Source organism: Xanthomonas sp. NCPPB 2586, from assembly GCF_041475775.2.
Lineage (GTDB): Bacteria > Pseudomonadota > Gammaproteobacteria > Xanthomonadales > Xanthomonadaceae > Xanthomonas > Xanthomonas campestris.
Genome location: NZ_CM192981.1, coordinates 3,802,154 through 3,822,882, shown reverse-complemented (window position 1 = coordinate 3,822,882; position 20,729 = coordinate 3,802,154). Strand labels below are relative to the sequence as shown.

The 20,729-nt window shown below is 64.9% G+C and carries 16 protein-coding genes and 5 tRNA genes; 12 read left to right on the top strand and 9 right to left on the bottom strand.

Annotation, left to right across the window (positions count from 1 at the left end):
• Positions 1-97: 97 nt before the first annotated feature.
• The 8 genes from lpxH to ACCQ09_RS16580 form a co-directional block, all read right to left on the bottom strand.
• Entirely contained in the window at positions 98-841 is a 744-nt protein-coding gene (gene lpxH, locus ACCQ09_RS16615; RefSeq protein WP_050911675.1) for a UDP-2,3-diacylglucosamine diphosphatase, read from the bottom strand.
• A gap of 111 nt (positions 842-952) precedes the next feature.
• The gene (locus tag ACCQ09_RS16610) at positions 953-1,501 is read right to left on the bottom strand and encodes a phosphatase PAP2 family protein (protein ID WP_011036172.1); all 549 of its coding nucleotides are present in this window, start codon (positions 1,499-1,501) and stop codon (positions 953-955) included.
• On the bottom strand, positions 1,482-2,618 hold the full coding sequence (locus ACCQ09_RS16605) for a glycosyltransferase family 4 protein (protein ID WP_014506855.1): 1,137 nt from the start codon (positions 2,616-2,618) through the stop codon (positions 1,482-1,484). Before ACCQ09_RS16605 ends, ACCQ09_RS16610 begins: the two co-directional genes overlap by 20 nt.
• Before the next feature lie 243 nt (positions 2,619-2,861).
• Positions 2,862-4,382 (bottom strand): exopolyphosphatase, encoded by a 1,521-nt coding sequence (gene ppx / locus ACCQ09_RS16600; RefSeq protein ID WP_016944807.1) that lies wholly within the window; start codon positions 4,380-4,382, stop codon positions 2,862-2,864.
• A 63-nt stretch (positions 4,383-4,445) separates the two neighbouring features.
• Entirely contained in the window at positions 4,446-6,548 is a 2,103-nt protein-coding gene (gene ppk1 / locus ACCQ09_RS16595) for a polyphosphate kinase 1 (protein WP_011036175.1), read from the bottom strand.
• 132 nt (positions 6,549-6,680) lie between these two features.
• Entirely contained in the window at positions 6,681-8,009 is a 1,329-nt protein-coding gene (gene phoR / locus ACCQ09_RS16590) for a phosphate regulon sensor histidine kinase PhoR (RefSeq protein WP_016944810.1), read from the bottom strand.
• 61 nt (positions 8,010-8,070) lie between these two features.
• Complete coding sequence (gene phoB, locus ACCQ09_RS16585) at positions 8,071-8,760, bottom strand: phosphate regulon transcriptional regulator PhoB (RefSeq protein ID WP_011036177.1); 690 nt, start codon at positions 8,758-8,760, stop codon at positions 8,071-8,073.
• A 69-nt stretch (positions 8,761-8,829) separates the two neighbouring features.
• A complete protein-coding gene (locus ACCQ09_RS16580; RefSeq protein WP_040941690.1) occupies positions 8,830-10,476 on the bottom strand; it encodes a M48 family metalloprotease in 1,647 nt (548 codons plus the stop codon).
• 150 nt (positions 10,477-10,626) lie between these two features.
• On the opposite strand from ACCQ09_RS16580, the gene grxC reads away from it, so the two are divergent.
• The 3 genes from grxC (at position 10,627) to ACCQ09_RS16565 (ending at position 12,613) form a co-directional block, all read left to right on the top strand.
• Entirely contained in the window at positions 10,627-10,932 is a 306-nt protein-coding gene (gene grxC, locus ACCQ09_RS16575; protein WP_014506861.1) for a glutaredoxin 3, read from the top strand.
• A complete protein-coding gene (locus tag ACCQ09_RS16570) occupies positions 10,929-11,324 on the top strand; it encodes a carboxymuconolactone decarboxylase family protein (RefSeq protein WP_011036180.1) in 396 nt (131 codons plus the stop codon). The genes grxC and ACCQ09_RS16570 overlap by 4 nt, the downstream gene beginning before the upstream one ends.
• A 281-nt stretch (positions 11,325-11,605) precedes the next feature.
• Positions 11,606-12,613 carry an isocitrate dehydrogenase gene (locus ACCQ09_RS16565; RefSeq protein ID WP_011036181.1) on the top strand — a complete coding sequence of 336 codons (1,008 nt, stop codon included), beginning with the start codon at positions 11,606-11,608 and terminating at the stop codon, positions 12,611-12,613.
• Between the two features lie 141 nt (positions 12,614-12,754).
• On the opposite strand, the gene ACCQ09_RS16560 is transcribed toward ACCQ09_RS16565, so the two are convergent.
• Positions 12,755-13,516, bottom strand: a complete 762-nt coding sequence (locus ACCQ09_RS16560; RefSeq protein ID WP_012439084.1) for a Bax inhibitor-1/YccA family protein — start codon at positions 13,514-13,516, stop codon at positions 12,755-12,757.
• A gap of 162 nt (positions 13,517-13,678) precedes the next feature.
• Between ACCQ09_RS16560 and ACCQ09_RS16555 the strand changes: the two genes are divergently transcribed.
• The 9 genes from ACCQ09_RS16555 to lon all read left to right on the top strand — a co-directional run bounded on the left by ACCQ09_RS16555 (position 13,679) and on the right by lon (position 20,549).
• Positions 13,679-13,755, top strand: a tRNA-Pro gene (locus tag ACCQ09_RS16555).
• A gap of 43 nt (positions 13,756-13,798) precedes the next feature.
• Positions 13,799-13,875, top strand: a tRNA-Arg gene (locus ACCQ09_RS16550).
• Positions 13,876-13,906: 31 nt separating this feature from the next.
• Positions 13,907-13,983 (top strand) — tRNA-His (locus ACCQ09_RS16545).
• Between the two features lie 83 nt (positions 13,984-14,066).
• Positions 14,067-14,142 (top strand) — tRNA-Lys (locus tag ACCQ09_RS16540).
• A 77-nt stretch (positions 14,143-14,219) separates the two neighbouring features.
• Positions 14,220-14,304, top strand: a tRNA-Leu gene (locus ACCQ09_RS16535).
• Positions 14,305-14,507: 203 nt separating this feature from the next.
• Positions 14,508-15,800: a trigger factor gene (gene tig, locus ACCQ09_RS16530; protein WP_040941689.1), complete on the top strand. Its 1,293-nt coding sequence runs from the start codon at positions 14,508-14,510 to the stop codon at positions 15,798-15,800.
• Positions 15,801-15,894: 94 nt separating this feature from the next.
• Positions 15,895-16,521, top strand: coding sequence for an ATP-dependent Clp endopeptidase proteolytic subunit ClpP (gene clpP / locus ACCQ09_RS16525; protein WP_002806026.1), 627 nt, complete (start codon positions 15,895-15,897; stop codon positions 16,519-16,521).
• A 125-nt stretch (positions 16,522-16,646) separates the two neighbouring features.
• Positions 16,647-17,933 (top strand): ATP-dependent Clp protease ATP-binding subunit ClpX, encoded by a 1,287-nt coding sequence (gene clpX / locus ACCQ09_RS16520; RefSeq protein WP_011036185.1) that lies wholly within the window; start codon positions 16,647-16,649, stop codon positions 17,931-17,933.
• 144 nt (positions 17,934-18,077) lie between these two features.
• Complete coding sequence (gene lon, locus ACCQ09_RS16515) at positions 18,078-20,549, top strand: endopeptidase La (RefSeq protein ID WP_011036186.1); 2,472 nt, start codon at positions 18,078-18,080, stop codon at positions 20,547-20,549.
• Positions 20,550-20,729: the final 180 nt, after the last annotated feature.

Genomic DNA, 20,729 nt, shown 5'->3' with positions numbered 1-20,729 from the left:
CGCCGAGCAGCAGCGCAGACGTATTGAAGCGCACTGCGCAGCGTGCAGGCACCGCGCCACCGCGCCATGCCTGCGCCGTCGCACGGGACGCGCTAGATCACAGCGCCAGCTGTTCCAGCACCAAGCCGTCGGCGTCCACGCGCAACACCGAGCCTTGTTCGTACCAATCGCCCAGCACCACGCGTGTGCAGGTGCGGCCACCGGCCTGCACGGTGTGGATGGCCGGGCGGTGGGTGTGGCCGTGGATGATGCGGTCCAGGCCGTAGCGCACGAAGGTGGTGTCCACCTCGGCCGGCGCCACGTCGGTGACGGTTTCGAACTGTGCCTGGTCGCCTTGCTTGAGCTCTGACTGGCGCGCCTGGCTGGCGGCGCGTGCCTGCTGTGCGAACGCCACGCGTGCGGCCAGCGGCTGCGACAGGAACTGTGCCTGGAAAGCCGGGTCGCGCGTCTGCGCGCGGAAGGCCTGGTAAGCGGTGTCGTCGGTGCACAGCAGGTCGCCGTGCATCAGCAGCGTCGGCTGCCCGTACAGATCGATGACGGTGGGGTCGGGCAGGATGCGGAAGCCGGCGCGCTGGGCGTAGGCGGCACCGACCAGGAAGTCGCGATTGCCGGGCATGAAGAACACCGGCACACCGGTGGCGGCCACCGCGTGCAAGGCCTCGGCCACCGCATCCGCAGCGGTTGACGGGGTGTCGTCGCCGATCCATGCCTCGAACAGATCGCCAAGGATGTAGAGCGCGTCGCTGCCGGGTACCTGCGTGCGCAGGAAATCCAGGAACAGCTCGGTGATCGCCGGCCGGGCCGGGTCCAGATGCAGGTCGGAGATGAACAGGGTCGTCATCGCGCCATTGTACGGGAGCGTCCCGGATGCATCAGCGCCTCACGCATCGCTGGCTGCGGGTCTGACGATGCTTGCATATGGTGTGGTGTTCCCTGATCGGGAAGGCGCGCATCAGACGAACAAGGCAGGAACCGGCAACCACCACAACGAGAGACTGGCCAGCGCAATGCCGATCGCGGTGGCGGCGAGTACGTCGCTGGGATAGTGCAGCCCCAGCACCACACGCGAGAGCGCCACGCCCGCAGAAAACGGCACCAGCAGCGGGGCCAGCCAGGGGTAATAGGCCAGCGCGACGATGCTGAAGGACACCGCGTGCAGGGTGTGTCCGGAGGGAAAGCTGAATTCATCCAGAGGCGCCACCCAGGCGCGGATGCGCACATCCGCCGCATACGGACGCGGCCGGCGCGTCCAGCGTTTGAGAGTCTTGTAGAGGGTCAGCGCCAGCACGCCGGTGGCGGCCATGTGCGCGGAGGCGCGCACGCCGTCCATTCCGTCCAGCAGCACCAGCAGGCCCATCAGGCTGTACCAGAACACCCCGTCGCCCAGCCGGCTGATCGCCGCGAAGCTGCGCCGCACCGGGTGCCGGCGGCACCAGTGGTTGGCCCGCCGGCACCAGCGCGCTTCGTGACCGTGCAGGAGTTCAAGCCGCGTCGACGACATACCGCCCCCGTGCCGCCGTGATCCCCAGCAGCAGTGCTTCGAAATCGGACACCACGTTGTCCGGATGCAGTTTCTTCATCGCCTGTGCGGCGGCATGGCCCATGCGTTGGCGCACGTCGTCGTTTTCGGTCAGTGTCAGTGCGGCCTGCACGAATGCAGCGTCGTCCTCCACTGCAGCGCCGGTCTGGCCATTGCGCAGGTATTCGCGCGCCGCACCGTAATCGAAGGCCACCGTCGCCACGCCGCTGGCCATCGCTTCCAGGGTGACGTTGCCGAAGGTCTCGCTGCGGCTGGGAAACAGGAACAGATCGCCGCTGGCGAAGTGCCGCGCCAGCGCGTCGCCGCGCTGGATGCCGCAAAAAATGAAGTCCGGATTCTCGTGAGCGATCTTTTCGCGCGCCGGGCCATCGCCCACCCACACAAAGCGCGCCTTGGGGCGGAGCTGCTGCAGCTTGCGAAACGCGCGGATCGCCAGTGGCAGGTTTTTCTCGTTGGCAATCCGGCCTACGTAGATCGCCGCAAAGCCTTCGCCTTCGATCCCCCATTCGGCGCGCAACGCGGGGTCGCGGCGGGACGGATCGAACTGCAGGCTGTCCACCGCACGCGCCAGCAACTGCACCCGCTCGAAACCGCTGCCGCGCAGGAACTGCTGCAGCTCGCGGGTGGGAACCAGCGTGGCTTCGGCCTGGTTGTGGAAGCGCCGCATCCAGCGCAGCGCAGTGCCTTGCAGCCAGGCAGCGCCGTAGTCGGGCAGGTATTCGTCGAAGCGGGTGTGGAAGCCGGTGGCGACCGGAATGCCAAGCCGCCGCGCCGCGCGCATGGCCGACCATCCCAACGGGCCTTCCGTGGCCACGTAGATCGCATCCGGTTGCGTGGTTGCCCAATGTCGGGTGAGCCGCCGGGTGGCCGGCAGCCCGAACTTCAGCCCGGGGTAGCGTGGCAGCGACGCGCCACGCACCAGCACGGTGTCGGCCGGTGCATTGTCGGCCGCTTGCCGCGGGCGCACCACATCGACCTGGTGGCCGCGCGCACGCAGACCGGTTTCCAGGCCATGCACGGTGAGCGCAACGCCGTTGACTTCGGGTGGATAGGTTTCGGTAACGATCGCGTAGCGCATGGTCGTTCTCCCGTTTGATCTAGCTTCCGGGAACGCGATGGCAGCGGTATTGCGCGAAGAAGTCGCGGGGGTGACAGAGGGGTGGGAATCGGGAGTGGGGAATCGGGAATCGGGAATCGTAAAAAGCGTGGGGCTGTGGCGCTTAACGCAACTGCGATGGGAACGCCCGGCGTCCCACAGCCGACAATTCCCCATTCCCCATTCCCCATTCCCCATTCCCGCCAGAGGCCAACGGCCGCTGGCCTACGTAACAAACGGCCGGAACATGATGCCCAGACCCGCCATCCCTTCCACTTCGCCGATCAGGTCGGCGCGCAGCAACGGGCGCGAATCGATCCAGGCCTGCGACAGGATCAGCGACAGCCGGTTGTCGTCGGCAGTGAGTTCCAGGGTCGGGATCGGATCGGTTTCATGGGCGCGGTGCAGCAGCACGGCCAACCGCAGCAGCGCGGCCTTGCGCCGCGTTGGCAGCAGCAAGCGGTCGGGCAATGCGTCGAAGGCAGTCTTGGGCACATTGCGGCGATGCGTGCGCACCAGCGCGGCCAGCACCTGCTGTTCCTGCCGCGAGAACCCGGCGATATCCGAGTGTTCCAGGATGTAGCTGCCGTGCACGTGGTACTGGCTGTGCGCGATCATCAGGCCCAGTTCGTGCAGGCGTGCGGCGCGGCGCAGCACCTGCGCGTCGTCGCCATCGAGCTGCCAGGATTCGCAGACCTGGTCGAACAGGCGGCACGCGGTGGCTTCCACGCGCTGTGCCTGCGCCTCGTCGATGCCATAGCGCTGCACCAACGACGCCACCGAACTGTCGCGCGGGTCGTTCTCGCCGCCGCGGCCGAGCATGTCGTACAGGATGCCTTCGCGCATCGCCGCCTTGCTGACCATCAGCTTCTCCAAGCCCAGCGCCTGGAAGGCCGCTTCGAGCACCAGAATGCCGCCAGCGATGATCGGCCGCCGCTCGGCCGCCAGGCCGGGCAGTTGGATGTCTTCGATGCGCTTGGCCTTGAGCAGCTCATCGCGCAGCGCTGGCAGCGCCTCGGCGGTGATCGCGCCCTTGGTGAGCTTCATCGCCGCGCACATCTCGCCGATGGCCTTGTGCGTGCCGGACGAGCCAATCGCTTCATGCCAGCCCAGCGCCTTGTACTGGCCGGCAAACTGCTGGAACTCGGCGCCGATCTCGGTCAGCGCGTCTTTCCACTTTTTCTTGGAGAGCTTGCCGCCGGGAAAGAACCGCCGCGTACTGGCAATACAGCCGGCCTGCAGGCTTTCGCGTTCCAGGGTCTGGAAGCCGCGGCCGATGATGAACTCCGTGGAGCCACCGCCGATGTCGATCACCAGCCGGCGTTGATCGGGCTTGGGTGGTTGCGCATGCGCCACGCCCAGATAGATCAAGCGCGCTTCCTCGCGCCCGCTGACCACTTCGATAGCATGGCCAAGCGCAGTTTCGGCCGGCATCAGGAACGCCTGCGGCGAGCGCAGCTGGCGCACGGTGTTGGTGGCCAGCGCGCGCACGCGCAGCGATGGCACCTCGCGGATGCGTTGGCCGAAGCGTGCTAGGCACTCGAGCGCGCGCTGGCGCGCCTCGTTGGAAATGCCGCCCTTGCCATCCAGGCCGTCGGCCATGCGCACGGTTTCGCGCAGGCGGTCGACAACGCGCAACTGACCCATCAGGTAGCGCGCAATGACCATGTGGAAACTGTTGGATCCTAAGTCGATGGCGGCAAGAAAATCGCCATCGCGCAGGGGCGGGATCGTGGGGGAGGGCATTGGCATGGCCGCATGGTAGCCGATGGGCCGCCAGCCCCGTGAGAGGCGGCGGCCCGTCTGGCCTCAGACCCGATCGAGCAAGGTCATCTGGGCCGAATGCGCCGGCTCGCCAGGCCCGGGCGTGCGCTTGTGATAGATGCCTTCGGCATCCAGTTCCCACGCGTTGACGTTGTCGTCCAGATAGTTCTGCAGCACTTCGCGGTACACGCGCTTGGCCAGGTCCGGGTCCAGGATCGGGAAGCAGGTCTCCACCCGGCGCAGCAGATTGCGCTCCAGCCAGTCGGCGCTGGCGCAATACAACTCGGCTGCGCCGTCATTGCCGAACCAGTACACGCGGCTATGTTCCAGAAAACGCCCCACGATCGAGCGCACGCGGATGTTGTCCGACACGCCCGGCACGCCTGGGCGCAAGGTGCAGGCGCCACGCACGATCAGGTCGATCTGCACGCCCGCCTGGGAGGCCGTATACAACGCGCGCACCACTTGCGGTTCGTTGAGTGCGTTCATCTTGGCGATGATGCGCCCGGGCCGGCCGTTGCGCGCCAGCCGCGTCTCGCGTTCGATCCGCTGCAGCACGCCGGTATGCAGGGTGAAGGGCGATTGCAGCAGCTGTTCCAGCTTCATGCGCGGCGCCAGGCCGGAGAGCTGCTGGAACAGCATGTGCACATCGTTGCCGATCTCCACATCGGCGGTGATCAGGCTCAGGTCGGTGTACAGGCGCGCGGTGCCGCTGTGGTAGTTGCCGGTGCCCAGATGCACGTAGCGTTTGAGCTTGCGTCCTTCGCGGCGCACGATCAGCAACATCTTGGCGTGGGTCTTGTAACCGACCACGCCGTAGACCACCTGCACGCCGGCTTCCTGCAACTTGTCGGCCAGGCCCAGATTGGCTTCTTCGTCGAAGCGCGCGCGCAGCTCCACCACCACGGTGACGTCCTTGCCGTTGCGCGCGGCCAGGATCAACGCATCGACAATCAGCGAATCCTTGCCGGTGCGGTACAGCGTCTGCTTGATCGCCAGCACGTTCGGGTCGACCGCCGCCTGGCGGATCACGTCCAGCACCGCAGTGAACGCATCGAAGGGGTGATGCAGCAGCACATCGCCCTTGTTGACGATCTCGAAGATGCCCACGTTGTCGCGCAGGGTGCGCGGATTGAACGCCGGGTACTTGAGCTCGGGCCGTTGCACCAGGTCGTAGACCTGGGTCACGCGGCTCAGGTTCACTGGACCGGCAATGCGATACACCGCGTTTTCGTTGAGGCCGAAATTCTGCAGCAGGGTGCGCATGATCGCCGGCGGGCAATCGTGCGCAATCTCCAGCCGCACCGCCGGCCGGTAGCCGCGCGTGACCAGTTCGTCGCGCAACGCCAGCGCCAGGTTTTCCACTTCTTCTTCGTCTACCACCAGCTCGGAATTGCGGGTGACGCGGAATTGGTAGGAGCCCTTGACCTGCATGCCGGGGAACAGTTCATCCACGAACTCCGACAGCACCGAGGACAGGAACACGAAGCTCTGCTCGCCGTCCGGCGACAGGCTGGCCGGCAGCTGGATGATGCGCGGCAGCGAGCGCGGCGCGCGCACGATCGCCAGATGGCCGGCGCGCCCGAACGCGTCCTGGCCTTCGAGCACCACCACGATGTTCAAGGTCTTGTTGAGGATCTTCGGGAACGGATGTGCCGGGTCCAGGCCCAGCGGCGACAGCACCGGCATGATCTCGTTGCGGAAGTAGGCGCGCAGCCAGCGTTTCTGGCGCGAATTCCAGGTGGTGCGGCTCAGCACCGCTACGCCGGCCTGTTCCATCGCCGGGCGCAGCACGTCGTTCCACACGTGGTACTGCTGATCCACCAGCTTGGCGGCGCGGTCGTGCACCGCGTTGAGGATGGCGGTGGGGCTCATGCCATCGGGTGCGGGCGGCAGGCCGAACTCTTGCGCATGCCGCACGGTGGCTGCGCGGATCTCGAAGAACTCGTCTAGGTTGGTGCAGGAAATGCACAGGAACCGCAGCCGCTCCAATAGCGGAACCTGTTCGTCCAGCGCCTGCGCCAGCACGCGGAAATTGAAATCCAGCTGCGACAGTTCCCGGTTGAGATACAGCGCCGGGTCGCGCAGCGGATCGCTGCCGATGTCCTCGGAAGGTGCGGGGTCTTTAGAGTGCTTGGCGTGGCCCATGGAGTCGGTCTTCGAGGCGGTCATCAAGGTAAGGCAGGCGGCGGCGATGCGGTGCGCGCCATGCGCAACATGCGCCACACACAGCGCTGCGTCGTTGCAGTGCGCAGCGCCGTGGCGCGCGCATCCTTCATATCACGCCGAGCGTGACAAGGGCAGGGACTGTTCGCGTTGCACAACACGTGCCGCACCGAAATGGCACGAGAATTCGCTGCCGCGTCCCACTTCGCTTTCGATCTCCAGGCGCGCCTGGTGCAGGCCCAGAATGTGTTTGACGATCGACAGACCCAGCCCGGTGCCGCCGCTCTCGCGCGAGCGGCTGCTGGAGACACGATAGAAACGTTCGGTGATGCGCGGCAGGTGCGAGGCGGGAATGCCGTAGCCGGTGTCGCGCACTGCCAGTGCCGCGCCATCGCCTTCGCGCACGAAGCGAATCGTCACCGTGCCACCGCCGGGCGTATAGCGCACCGCGTTGGTCACCAGATTGGAAAACGCGCTGTGCAGTTCCTTATTGGAACCGAGCAGATCCACGCCGGCTTCGTCGAACACTTCCACGGTGTGGCGGCCCTGGCTGTGCGCTTCGGCTTCGCGGCGCAGCGTGGACAGCATCGGTGCCATCGCCACGTGTTCCTCGCCGAGCTCTTCCTGCGATTCCAGGCGCGATAGCGTCAGCAGGTCTTCCACCAGCTGCGCCATGCGCTGCGATTGCTTGCGCATCTCCGCCAGCATCGGGCCCGAATCCGGAAAGTCTTCCGGGTCGAGCATGTCCAGATAGCCGTGCACCACGGTGAGCGGGGTACGCAGTTCATGCGAGACGTTGGCGACGAAGTCGCGGCGCACCTGTTCCAGCCGCAGCAGCTTGCTGACGTCGCGCGCCACCAGCAGCCAGTAGTCGTCCGAATACGGGATCAGCCGCAGATTGAGGCGCAGGTCCGGGTCCACCGGCGAGGCGGCATCGAGCATCGGCTCGGCATTGCGCCCGGCTGCCAGCCAGTGCGCCAATGGCAACGGCTGCAGGCGCTCCACCACCGACACGCCCATATCGCCGGGATGATGCAGGCCGAGCAGGCCGGCGGCGGCCTTGTTGAACCACTGCACCCGCTGGCTGTTGCGGTCCACCACCACCACCGCATCGGGCAATGCCTGCGCGGCGGCGCGGTAGGTGCGCAACATGTCGATCAGGCGACGCTTGCGTGCGCGCATTTCGGCCTGGCTGCGATACAGCAGCCGGTCGAGTTCGTTCCAGGCGCCCACACCGGCGGCCGGTTCGGCACGCTGGCGCGCGGTCAGGCGGCGCAGCACCTGGCGCAACCGCCAGTAGTGCCAGGCCAGCACGCTCAGCGCGGTAAGCGTCAGCGCCATCCAGACATGCCCGATCAGCACCCCGGCCAGCACGGCAGCGCCCAGCAACAGCGCAAGGGTGCCGAGCGTCTTCAGCCAGGCGGAACGGATATGTTGGGGCATGGAAGGCGTTACCACGGAGCGTCAGGTAGGCATGCGACCGGGCCGGCCTGCGCGGCCGGCATCAGGTGGCCGAGGAGAAACGGTAGCCCGATCCACGCACGGTCTGCACCATGTTTTCCAGGCCGAACGGTTCCAGCGTCTTGCGCAGGCGGCGGATGTGCACATCGATCGTGCGCTCTTCCACATACACACTGCCGCCCCACACATGGTCCAGCAGCTGCGTGCGGGTGTAGACGCGCTCAGGATGGGTCATGAAGAAGTGCAGCAGCCGGTATTCGGTCGGGCCGATCGGCACCGGGGCATCGCCGGCGAACACGCGGTGCGCGGCACCGTCGATGCGCAGGCGGCCCACGGCCACGCTGCCGTCTTCGTCGTCCTCACGGGTGCGCCGCATGACCGCACGGATGCGTGCCAGCAATTCGCGGGCCGAGAACGGCTTGACCACGTAATCGTCGACGCCGGCCTCCAGGCCGCCGACGCGATCGTTCTCTTCGCCGCGCGCGGTCAGCATGATGATCGGGATCTCGCGGGTCAGCGATTCCTTGCGCCAGCGCCGCGCCAGGTCCAGGCCGCTGGTGCCGGGCAGCATCCAGTCGAGCAGGATGAGATCGGGAACGCGGTCGGCGATGGCGGTCTGCGCCTCGCGGGCGTCACCGGCGTGGATGGGCTCGAACTCGCCTTTGCGCAGTGCGAACGCGACCATGTCGCGGATTGCGGGTTCGTCATCGACGATCAGGATGCGTTTCTGCACGCGGGGCTTACCGTCTGGCTTCGGATGGTCGCCAGTAGACTACGGTTTTGTGACTCTCATGTGACACCCCTAGCGCTGTGACAGGTCCGGGTCGCGAATTCCCTGCCGACGCAGCTCCAGCACGGTGGGCGTAATCGCGGCAATGCGCGCATCCACGCGGGCCCGTGTCACATAATCGAGATCCTTCTTTTTCAGCGCTTCCAGCTGGATCAGCGCCTGTTCCGCGCGCCCATTGAGGTAGGCCGACTCCGCATAGGCCTCGCTGGCGCGCACCTGGTCGCCGGACAGTTCGCAGGCGCGCGCATAGGTCTGCTGCAGCAGCGGATCCTCGCCACTCCGGTACAGCAGCGGCTCCAGCACCTGACGCGCGCGCTGGCCGGCCTCCTTGCTGGCCTGCTCGTTGAGCGCGCCGGCGTAGGTCAACGCCACTGCGCGATTGTTAGGCAGCCGCTTCAGCAGCGCATCGAAGCGCGCGTTGGCCTGTTCGCGCGGGCCCACACGTGCCTGTGCCTCGCTCAGGCCCAGCGCCAGCCACAGGTTGTCCGGATGCGCCTCAAGCAGGCTGGTCAGTTCGGCCACCGGCTCGGCCGGGCGGCTGCCACTGTTGCGCAGCCGCGCCAGCGCCAGCCCGTAGCGCTGCGCGTCGGTGAGTCCTTGCTTTGCGCTGCGGCGCAGGTTCTCGTATTCGCGAATGGCGCTATCGGGCGTGCTGGCGCTGAGCACGCGCAGGCGCTCCTTGGCCCAGTCGAAGCCCTGCTGGTCGCTGCTGCGGCTCAATGCATCCACCGGCAGGCGCAACGCATACGGCAGCAACGCGTTGCCGTTGCGGCTCAGCGGCTCGGACAGCGATGGGTCGGACGGGTCCACGCGCTCCTGGCGCGTGCCGCCCGGCACCGAGGTGGTCAGCACCACGGTGTTCTTTTTCATCTGCTCCGCGCGCGCCTTCGCCTCGCTGATGCGGGTGGTGGTCACCGGGTGGGTCTGCAGGAAGTCCGGCGCGCTGTAGCCGCCCTCGTTGGCGCGCATCGCCACCGACATGCGCTCGAAAAAGCCGGCCATCGCGTCCACGTCGTAGCCGCTGCGCACCAGCGTGCGGATGCCCAGCCGGTCGGCCTCGGACTCGTTGGAGCGGGTGTAGTCGATCTGGCGCTGCTGCATCAGCCCCATGGCACTGGTGATCGTGGCCATGGTGGCGTCGCCGCTGGAATTTCCACCGGCCTGTTGCGCAGCCACCACGACGGCCAGCATGCCAAGCAGGATCGGGATCTGGTCGCGCTGGGCGCGTTCCACCCCGCGCAGCACGTGCTGCTGGGTGACGTGGGCGATTTCATGCGACAGCACCGCCGCCACTTCGTCCTCGCGCTCGGCCGTCAGCACCAGGCCGGCATTGACGGCGATATAGCCGCCCAGCGTGGCGAAGGCGTTGATCTGGCGGTCGCGCAGCATGAAAAACGTAAACGGCTGCTGCGGCTGGTCGCTGTTGGCGCCCAGCCGCGTGCCCATGGTCTGCAGCCAGTCGGTGACCAGCGGGTCGTCCAGTACGTAGTCGTAGTTGCGCAGCTCGGCCAGCATCATCTTGCCGTACTCGGCCTGCCGTGCCGGGGTCAGCAGCTCGCCGGCCGACGAGCCGATGTCGGGCAGGCGATTCTCCTGCGCGGGCGCCACGCCCATGGCGACGGCCAGCGTGAGGGCGGTGGCAAGCAGTAGCAGGCGCAAGAGGAACTCCCAGGTGGTGCGCGGAGCATGCGGGCAGCGCGGCGCGTTGGCGTGAATCGGCAGTTAATCCACAGTGTTGCGGTGACGACCTCGAAATTCCAGTCGCCCGTTACCATATGTCAGACCACAGACCCAACCACGGAGTTTCCCGTGAGCCAAGACCACACCGGGCAGCAGGCGGCCACCGGTCCGCAGATCACCCTGTATTCCACCGCAATTTGCCCGTACTGCGTGGCGGCCAAGAACTTCCTCAAGAGCAAGGGCCAGACCTGGACCGAGGTGCGGATCGACCTGGACCCGGCCGAGCGCGACAAGATGGTCGCCCTGGCCAAGCGCACGAGCGTGCCGCAGATCTTTGTCGGCGACATCCATGTGGGCGGCTATGACGACATGATGGCCATGCACCGCGCCGGCAAGCTCGAACCGCTGTTCGCCGCCGCAGGCGGTCAGGCATGAGTGGTTCCGACGACGGCAGCGCCGATCGCCTGCGCGAGTTCACCGACTTCCGCCAGCGCATGAACCAGCGCATCCTGGCCGAGCCGAATCAGGTCGTGCGGCGCTTCTTTGCGCTGGATACCCAGACCTACCAGGCCGGCGCGCTGGACGTGAAGACCAAGGAGCTGCTGGGCCTGGTCGCCTCCATGGTGCTGCGCTGCGACGACTGCATCAGTTACCACGTTGCGCAGTGCAAGGAGGCCGGTGTCACCCGCGAAGAGTTCTTCGAAACCTTCTCGGTGGGCCTGGTGGTGGGCGGCTCGATCGTCATCCCGCATCTGCGCCGCGCGGTGGACTTCCTCGACCAGCTGGAAGGCGGTGCGCCCGCGCCGGCCGAACACAGCCACGGCTGATCAGCCTCGCCTCGCACGCCCCAACGCGCCGTCCTGTGAGGCGGCGTGTTGCGTTTTGGGGGCGCGTGCCAAAATCGTGGGAGGCCTGCCGCGTCGCCGGGCCGCTTTCGCTGTGCAGCCGCGCTCCTGCGCGACAGCCCCACGCCACACCCGGCTCTTAGACCAAGGTCGGTTTGGGCGCCTTCACCGGCATCGGGCATAATTGCCGGTGAAACCTCCTTGCGCCGGTGAGCCGGGCTTCCGGCTGGCGCTCCCCCCTTCAAGTTCGGAAACCCAACGTTATGACGCAGACAATCACGGTCATCCGCGGCGACGGTATTGGCCCGGAGATCATGGATGCCACGCTGTTCGTGCTCGACGCGCTGCAGGCTGGCCTGACCTACGAGTACGCCGATGCCGGCCTGGTCGCGCTGGAAAAGCACGGCGATCTGCTGCCTGAGTCCACCCTGGCCTCGATCACCAAGAACAAGGTGGCGCTGAAGAGCCCGCTGACCACGCCGGTCGGTGAGGGTTTCAGCTCGATCAACGTCGCCATGCGTCGCAAGTTCGACCTGTACGCCAACGTGCGTCCGGCCAAGTCGTTCCCCAATACCAAGTCGCGTTTCGCCGATGGCGTGGACCTGATCACGGTGCGTGAGAACACCGAAGGCGCCTACCTGAGCGAAGGCCAGGAAGTCTCGGCCGACGGCGAAGTAGCCGTTTCCGGTGCCCGCGTCACCCGCAAGGGCTCCGAGCGCATCGTGCGCTACGCCTTCGACCTGGCGCGCGCCACCGGCCGCAAGAAGGTCACCGCGGTGCACAAGGCCAACATCATCAAGTCGACCTCGGGCCTGTTCCTGAAAGTCGCCCGCGATGTCGCCACGCAGTACCCGGAAATCGAATTCCAGGAAATGATCGTCGACAACACCTGCATGCAGCTGGTGATGCGTCCGGAGCAGTTCGACATCATCGTGACCACCAACCTGTTCGGCGACATCATCTCCGACCTGTGTGCCGGTCTGGTCGGCGGCCTGGGCCTGGCGCCGGGTGCCAACATCGGTGTGGACGCGGCGATCTTCGAGGCCGTGCACGGCTCGGCGCCGGATATCGCAGGGCAGGGTAAGGCCAACCCGTGCGCGCTGCTGCTGGGCGCGGCACAGATGCTGGACCACATCGGCCAGCCGCAGAACGCCGAACGCCTGCGCGAAGCGATCGTCGCCACGCTGGAAGCCAAGGACTCGCTGACCCCCGACCTGGGTGGCACCGGCAACACCATGGGCTTTGCCAAGGCCATCGCCAGCCGCCTCTGAGCGCGCGGGTAGATCGCACAAAAAGAAAGGGCGCCGACGGCGCCCTTTCTTTTTGGAAGTGGGTTGCTTGAAGCCAGTGTCAAGCCATCAGACCAAGGGATCGCTGTTGCGATTCCCCAATCCCGATTCCCGATTCACGCCTCAGTTGCGCGACTGCAATTTCGACAGCAGGCGCAGGAACTCGATGTACAGCCACACCAGCGTCACCATCAGGCCGAACGCGCCGTACCACTCCATGTGCTTGGGCGCACCGTGCTCCACGCCGCTCTCGATGAAGTCGAAGTCCAGCACCAGGTTCAGCGCCGCCACCACCACTACGAACAGGCTGAAGCCGATGCCGATCAGGCCCGAGTCGTGGATGAAAGGGATACGCACGCCGAACAGGCCCAGCACGATCGTCGCCAGGTACACCAGCGCGATACCGCCGGTCGCCGCGACCACGCCCAGCTTGAAGTTCTCGGTGGCCTTGATCATGCCGCTGCGGTACGCGAATAGCAGCGCAAACATGGTGCCGAAGGTCAGCAGCACCGCCTGGAACACGATGCCGTTGAAGCGTGCCTCGTACACGGCGGAAATCGAACCGAGGAAGAAGCCTTCCACCAGCGCATACAGCGGCGCGGTGACCGGTGCCCAGGTCGGCTTGAACGAGGTCGCCAGTGCGAACACCAGCCCGCCGATGGCACCGGCGATCATGTACAGCTTGGCGGCCGGCAGCGGCATGCCGTCGGCACCCACCGACTGCGACCACGCAAACGCGGCGGTCACTACCGCCATCAACAACAACAGGCCGGTCTTGTTGACGGTGCCGTTGAGGGTCATTGCCTGACCGTCGCGGGTGACCACCGAGCCGGAGCCGAGGTCGAGGAACGTGGATTCCCGAAGGGCAGGGTTGCCGCTACGCATGATGTTCTCCATGAAGGTTGTGCCCGCCGTGCTGGCGTGCGAGGTGAATGACTGCAGGCGTCAGGATACCGGATGATCGATTTTGCGCGTGGTGATTGACAGCAGCGTCAATCGTTCCCAAAATAGTCGACCTTTCGAGCCTTCGGGATTGAAAGGTCCCGCCGGGGTATAGCGCAGTCTGGTAGCGCGCCTGCTTTGGGAGCAGGATGTCGGGGGTTCGAATCCCTCTACCCCGACCACTCTGAGCTCTTTGGCGGCGTGGGAATGCGAAGTTCGGTCCGGGCGCCCGTAGCTCAACCGGATAGAGCACCGGCCTTCTAAGCCGGCGGTTACAGGTTCGAGTCCTGTCGGGCGCGCCATCGGCGGTGCGGTAGGAAGTAGGTTTCAGTGGTGGCTGTAGCTCAGCTGGTTAGAGTACTGGATTGTGATTCCAGATGTCGGGGGTTCGAGTCCCCTCAGCCACCCCACTGATTGCAGGAAAGTTTGACCCGATGCGTCGCGGGGTGTTGCAACGAAGCAAAAACGCACATACAATGTGCGACCAGTTTCAGGGCCGTTAGCTCAGTTGGTAGAGCAGTTGACTCTTAATCAATAGGTCCAAGGTTCGAATCCTTGACGGCCCACCAATTAAAAGGCATTCGCAGTGCGGGTGCCTTTTTCTTTGCAGGCATCCCTGCAACAATGCACCTGCACGTGCAGCCTCGCGAAAGTGGCGGAATTGGTAGACGCACCAGATTTAGGTTCTGACGCCGCAAGGCGTGGGGGTTCGAGTCCCCCCTTTCGCACCAGTGCAGCGCGGCCGTGAATGTTCCGGTCGTTTTACGCGCCCCGCGGCAGGCGTATCCCCGCAGCGCAGCCCGTTCTTCGCATGCCGCTGGCAGCGGCCGCCGTTATCGGCGAAACTACAAGGCTCGGCGGCTTTCTCGCCATCCGTCAACCCGTCTCTTCCATCTCGTGCCGACGCCGTGTGCTGTCGGTGGCAGGAGTCAACATGCAAGCATCGATCGAATCCACCGGCAATCTGGAACGCCGTCTGACCTTCACCCTGCCGCAGGAGCGCCTGGAGACGCATGTTGGTGGTCGCCTGCGCGAACTGGCGCGGACCACGCGCATCAAGGGCTTCCGGCCCGGCAAGGTGCCGACCAAGGTCATCGAGCAGCGCTTCGGTCAGCAGGTGCGTGCCGAGGCGATGGAAGGCCTGTTGCGTGAGACCTTCGATTCGGCGGTGCGCGAGCACTCGCTGCGTCTGGCCGGCAACCCACGCATCGACCAGGGCGAGAGCGATTTCGATTTCGTCGCCACCTTCGAAGTGGTGCCGGATTTCGGCGACATCGACGTGACCAACCTGTCGGTGGTGCGTCACACCGCTGAAGTCACCGATGCCGACATCGACCAGATGATCGAGAACCTGCGTCTGCAGCGCCGCACCTGGAACCCGGTCGAGCGCGGCGCGCAGGTCGGTGATCTGGTCGCGCTGGAGACCTGGTCGCAGGCCGGCAACGAGCGTCTGCCCGCTGAAGGCGTGGAGACCGGCAGCAGCGTGCTGGGCTCGGGCGTGATGTTCGACCAAATCGAAAAAGGCCTGGAAGGCCTGTCCAAGGGCGAAGACAAGGCCCTGAGCATCGATTTCCCGGCGGACTGGCGCGTGCCGCAGCTGGCTGGCAAGACGGTGCAGGTGCACGTCAAGGCGGTCGAGGTGTCCGAGCCGGTGCTGCCGGAAGTCAACAAGGCGTTCATCAAGAGCTTCGGCGTGAAGAGTGGCGATGCCGAGCAGTTCCGCGCCGACATCCGCACCAATCTGGAGCGCGAGCTCAAGGGTGCGCTGATGAACCGTCTGCGCCGTGAAGTGGGCGAGCAACTGATCGCCGCCTACGCGCACGTGGAAATGCCGCCGCGCCTGGTCGAGAACGAAGCCCGTTCGATGCTGGCGCAACAGGTCGACCAGATGCGTCGCAGCGGCCGCAACCCGGGCGAGATCCCGGCCGATGCGCACCAGGGGTTCATGGACGCCGCTGCCAAGCGCGTGCTGGTAGGCCTGCTGGTGGGCGAAGTCGCGCGTCGCAACGAGCTGCGCCTGGAATCCAAGCGTGTCAGCGAAACGCTGCGTCTGATCGCCTCGACCTACGAAGAGCCGGAACAGGTCATTGAGATGTACCGCAACGACCCCCAACTGATGAGTGGGCTGCGGAGCCGTGTGATGGAGGAGCAGGTGATCGACTGGATCGCCGAGCGCGCCAAGCACACCGAGCAGTCGCTTTCGTTCCAGGACGCGATTCGCGTTTAACGCGACCGCGTGGTACGAGCCCGCATCCGGTTAGCCAGGGTGCGGATCTCACACACGGGCATCGGCACAGGCCGCTGCCACAACAGGAAGACTGATGAGCATTGTGACTAAAGCCCTGAACCTGGTGCCCATGGTGGTCGAGCAGACCAGCCGTGGCGAGCGTGCGTATGACATCTACTCGCGTCTGCTGAAGGAGCGTCTGATCTTCCTGGTCGGTCCGATCGACGACCATATGGCCAACGTGATCGTGGCGCAGCTGCTGTTCCTGGAAGCGGACAACCCGGAAAAGGACATCAGCATCTACATCAATTCGCCCGGTGGCGTGGTCACCGCCGGCATGGCGATCTACGACACCATGCAGTACATCAAGCCGGACGTGAGCACGATCTGCGTGGGCCAGGCGGCCTCGATGGGCGCGCTGCTGCTGGCATCCGGTGCGGCCGGCAAGCGCTATGCGCTGCCGAATTCGCGCGTGATGATCCATCAGCCGCTGGGCGGCTTCCAGGGCCAGGCGACCGATATCGACATCCACGCCCGCGAGATCCTGACCTTGCGTTCGCGCTTGAACGAGATCCTCGCCAAGCACACCGGCCAGTCGCTGGAGACCATCGCGCGCGACACCGAACGCGACAACTTCAAGAGCGCGGTCGATGCACAGGCTTATGGCCTGGTGGATCAGGTGCTGGAACGCCGTCCGGAAGAGTCGATCCAGCCGTCTTGAGTCGCAGACGCCTGAAATTGCTGGAAAAACTGGCAGGGTCGGGCTGGACGAATGTCCTCCCGACCCTGTGCTATTCTCGAAATCGAACCCCCGTGCATCGGGTGGGGTAACTGGGTAACAGAAGCATGAGCGAAGACCGCCAAGGTCGTTCCGGCGACAGCAACAAGATTCTCTACTGCTCGTTCTGCGGTAAGAGTCAGCATGAGGTCCGCAAGCTGATTGCCGGTCCCAGCGTATTCATTTGCGATGAGTGCGTGGAGCTGTGCAACGACATCATTCGCGAGGAACTCGAAGAGAAGGCGCAGTCGGCACGTTCCAGCCTGCCCAAGCCGCGCGAGATCCTTGAGGTGCTGGACCAGTACGTGATCGGTCAGCTGCGCGCCAAGCGCACGCTCGCGGTGGCGGTGTACAACCACTACAAGCGGATCGAGAGCCGGAGCAAGAACGACGAGGTCGAACTTGCCAAGTCCAACATCCTGCTGGTCGGCCCGACCGGCTCGGGCAAGACGCTGCTGGCCGAAACGCTGGCGCGCCTGCTCAATGTGCCGTTCACGATTGCCGATGCCACCACGCTGACCGAAGCCGGCTATGTCGGCGAGGACGTGGAAAACATCATCCAGAAGCTGCTGCAGAAGTGCGACTACGACGTCGAGAAAGCGCAGCAGGGCATCGTCTACATCGATGAAATCGACAAGATCTCGCGCAAGAGCGAAAACCCGTCGATTACCCGCGACGTGTCTGGCGAAGGCGTGCAGCAGGCGTTGCTGAAGCTGATCGAAGGCACGGTGGCTTCGGTGCCGCCGCAGGGTGGGCGTAAGCATCCGCAGCAGGAATTCCTGCAGGTCGATACCAAGAACATCCTGTTCATCTGCGGCGGCGCGTTTGCCGGGCTGGACAAGGTGATCCAGGCGCGTTCCAACGATGCCGGTGGTATCGGCTTCGGCGCCAAGGTCAAGAGCAGCGAGCGCAAGCAGGAAGTCGGCAAGATCCTGGCCGAAGTCGAGCCGGAAGACCTGATCAAGTTCGGCCTGATCCCCGAGTTCGTCGGCCGCCTGCCGGTGGTCGCCACGCTCGAGGAGCTCGATGAGCCCGCGCTGATCAAGATCCTGACCGAGCCGAAGAATGCCATCACCAAACAGTTCAAGAAGCTGTTCGAGATGGAAAGCGTGGAACTGGAGTTCCGTCCAGACGCACTGTCGGCGATCGCTAAGAAGGCGCTCAAGCGCAAGACCGGCGCACGTGGCCTGCGCACCATCGTGGAATCGGTGCTGCTGGACACGATGTACGAGCTGCCGTCACAGGAAAACGTGAGCAAGGTGGTGGTGGACGAATCGGTGATCGAACACAAGTCCGAGCCGTATCTGATCTACCAGGCACAGCCGGCACCGGCCAAGGCCGCGTCTGGCGACTGAGGCCTCGCGGCGATGCCGGCAGGCCGTGGCCTCGCTGGCGGCTAAAGGGTTTCCGACCGCTACTTGCAACACCTCGCCGATGGCCCCATAACGGGGCCATCGGCTTTTTTTACGCCCCAATTCCTCGATCCCGCGGAGCGCCCCATGGCCCAGTCTCAACCAGAAATTCTCGATCTGCCAGTGTTGCCGCTGCGCGACGTGGTGGTGTTTCCGCACATGGTGATTCCGCTGTTCGTCGGCCGTGACAAGTCAATGCGCGCGCTGGAAAAAGCCATGGAGGCGGACAAGCGCATCCTGCTGGTTGCGCAGAAGTCGGCCGAGACCGACGACCCGGCAGCGGGCGATCTGTACACGGTCGGCACGCTCGCCCAGGTGCTGCAACTGCTCAAGCTGCCCGATGGCACGATCAAGGTGCTGGTCGAAGGGTTGTCGCGCGTCACCGTCGACAAGGTGGCAGAGCAGGACGGCGCCTTGCAGGGCCGCGGCACCGAAGTGGAAGCCAGCGATGCACGCGAGCCGCGTGAGCTGGAGGCGATTGCGCGTTCGCTGATGTCGCTGTTCGAACAGTACGTCAAGACCAACCGCAAGCTGCCGCCGGAATTGCTGCAGACCCTGGCCGGCATCGATGAACCCGGACGTCTGGCCGACACCATTGCCGCGCACATCGGCGTGCGTTTGGCTGATAAGCAACGCCTGCTCGAAATCACCGAGATCGGCGACCGGCTGGAGCTGCTGGTTGGTCTGGTCGATGGCGAGATCGACGTGCAGCAGCTGGAAAAGCGCATCCGCGGCCGCGTCAAGTCGCAGATGGAAAAGAGCCAGCGCGAGTACTACCTCAACGAACAGATGAAGGCGATCCAGAAGGAACTGGGCGATCTGGACGACGCGCCCGGCGAACTGGAAGAACTCGCCCGCAAGATCGCCGAGGCCGGCATGCCCAAGCCGGTCGAGACCAAGGCCAAGGCCGAACTCAACAAGCTCAAGCAGATGTCGCCGATGTCTGCCGAAGCTGCGGTTGTGCGCAACTATCTGGATTGGTTGCTCGGCGTGCCGTGGAAGAAGCGCACCAAGGTTCGCAAGGATCTCAAGGTTGCGCAGGACACCCTGGATGCCGATCACTACGGTCTGGACAAGGTCAAGGAACGCATCCTTGAGTACTTGGCCGTGCAGTCGCGCGTGAAGCAGATGAAGGGCCCGATCCTGTGCCTGGTCGGCCCGCCGGGTGTGGGTAAGACGTCGCTGGGTCAGTCGATCGCCAAGGCGACCAACCGCAAGTTCGTGCGCATGAGCCTGGGTGGCGTGCGCGACGAGGCCGAGATCCGTGGCCATCGCCGGACCTATGTCGGTTCGATGCCGGGCCGCCTGGTGCAGAACCTCAACAAGGTCGGCAGCAAGAATCCGCTGTTCCTGCTGGATGAGATCGACAAGATGTCGATGGACTTCCGTGGCGATCCGTCGTCGGCGTTGCTGGAAGTGCTCGACCCCGAGCAGAACCACACCTTCAACGACCACTATCTTGAAGTGGATCTGGACCTGTCGGAGGTGATGTTCGTTGCCACCTCCAACTCGCTCAATATCCCCGGCCCGTTGCTGGACCGCATGGAAGTGATCCGCATCCCCGGCTATACCGAGGATGAAAAGCTCAACATCGCCATGCGCTACCTGGTGCCCAAGCAGATCAAGGCCAACGGCTTGAAGCCGGAAGAGATCGAGATCGGCAGCGATGCCATCCAGGACGTGGTGCGTTACTACACGCGTGAGTCGGGTGTGCGTAACCTCGAGCGCGAAGTGGCCAAGATCTGCCGAAAGGTGGTCAAGGAAATCGCGTTGGCCGGCCCGCAGCCGGCGGCCAAGAAGGCGGTCGCAAAGAAGGCCAAGCCCAAGGCGCTGGTGACGGTGACATCCAAGAACCTGGATAAATATCTGGGTGTGCGCCGCTTCGATTTCGGTCGTGCAGAAGAAGAGAACGAGATTGGCTTGGTGACGGGCCTGGCATGGACCGAGGTCGGTGGCGAACTGCTGCAGATCGAGTCCACGCTGGTGCCGGGCAAGGGCAACCTGATCCTCACCGGTCAGCTGGGCAACGTGATGAAGGAGTCGGCATCGGCGGCCTTGTCGGTGGTGCGCTCGCGCGCAGAGCGGCTGGGCATCGATGTGGATTTCCTGCAGAAGCAGGACGTGCACGTGCATGTGCCCGACGGTGCCACGCCGAAGGATGGCCCCAGCGCAGGTATTGCGATGGTGACCTCGCTGGTGTCGATCCTGACCAAGGTGCCGATTCGTGCGGACGTGGCGATGACCGGCGAAATCACCTTGCGCGGCCGCGTCTCTGCGATCGGCGGCTTGAAGGAGAAATTGCTGGCGGCACTGCGCGGCGGTATCCGTACCGTGTTGATCCCCGATGAGAACCGCAAGGACCTGGCGGACATCCCGGCCAACGTCACGCGCGATCTGAAGATCGTGCCGGTGAAGTGGATCGACGAAGTGCTGGATCTGGCCCTGGAGCGCCCGTTGGCGCCGAAGAAAGCCGGCAAGGAAAAAGCACGCAAGACCGCCTCGCGTGTAGCGGTGCGCGGCAAGTCGCGTACCACACCGGGCACCCGCGTCAAGCATTAAAGTGCGCTCTTTAAACCCAGGCAAAACAGGCCAAAACCCGCGTCGTTATTGGGTTTTGGCTTGCGCGCGCTTGGGTGCGCTGGTATAAATGTACGACTCGTGGGCGCGGCAAAATGTGATGCGTCACGCGATACCACTTGTGTCGGGTTCTTCGCTAACGGCAAGAGCGCCGATTGTCGA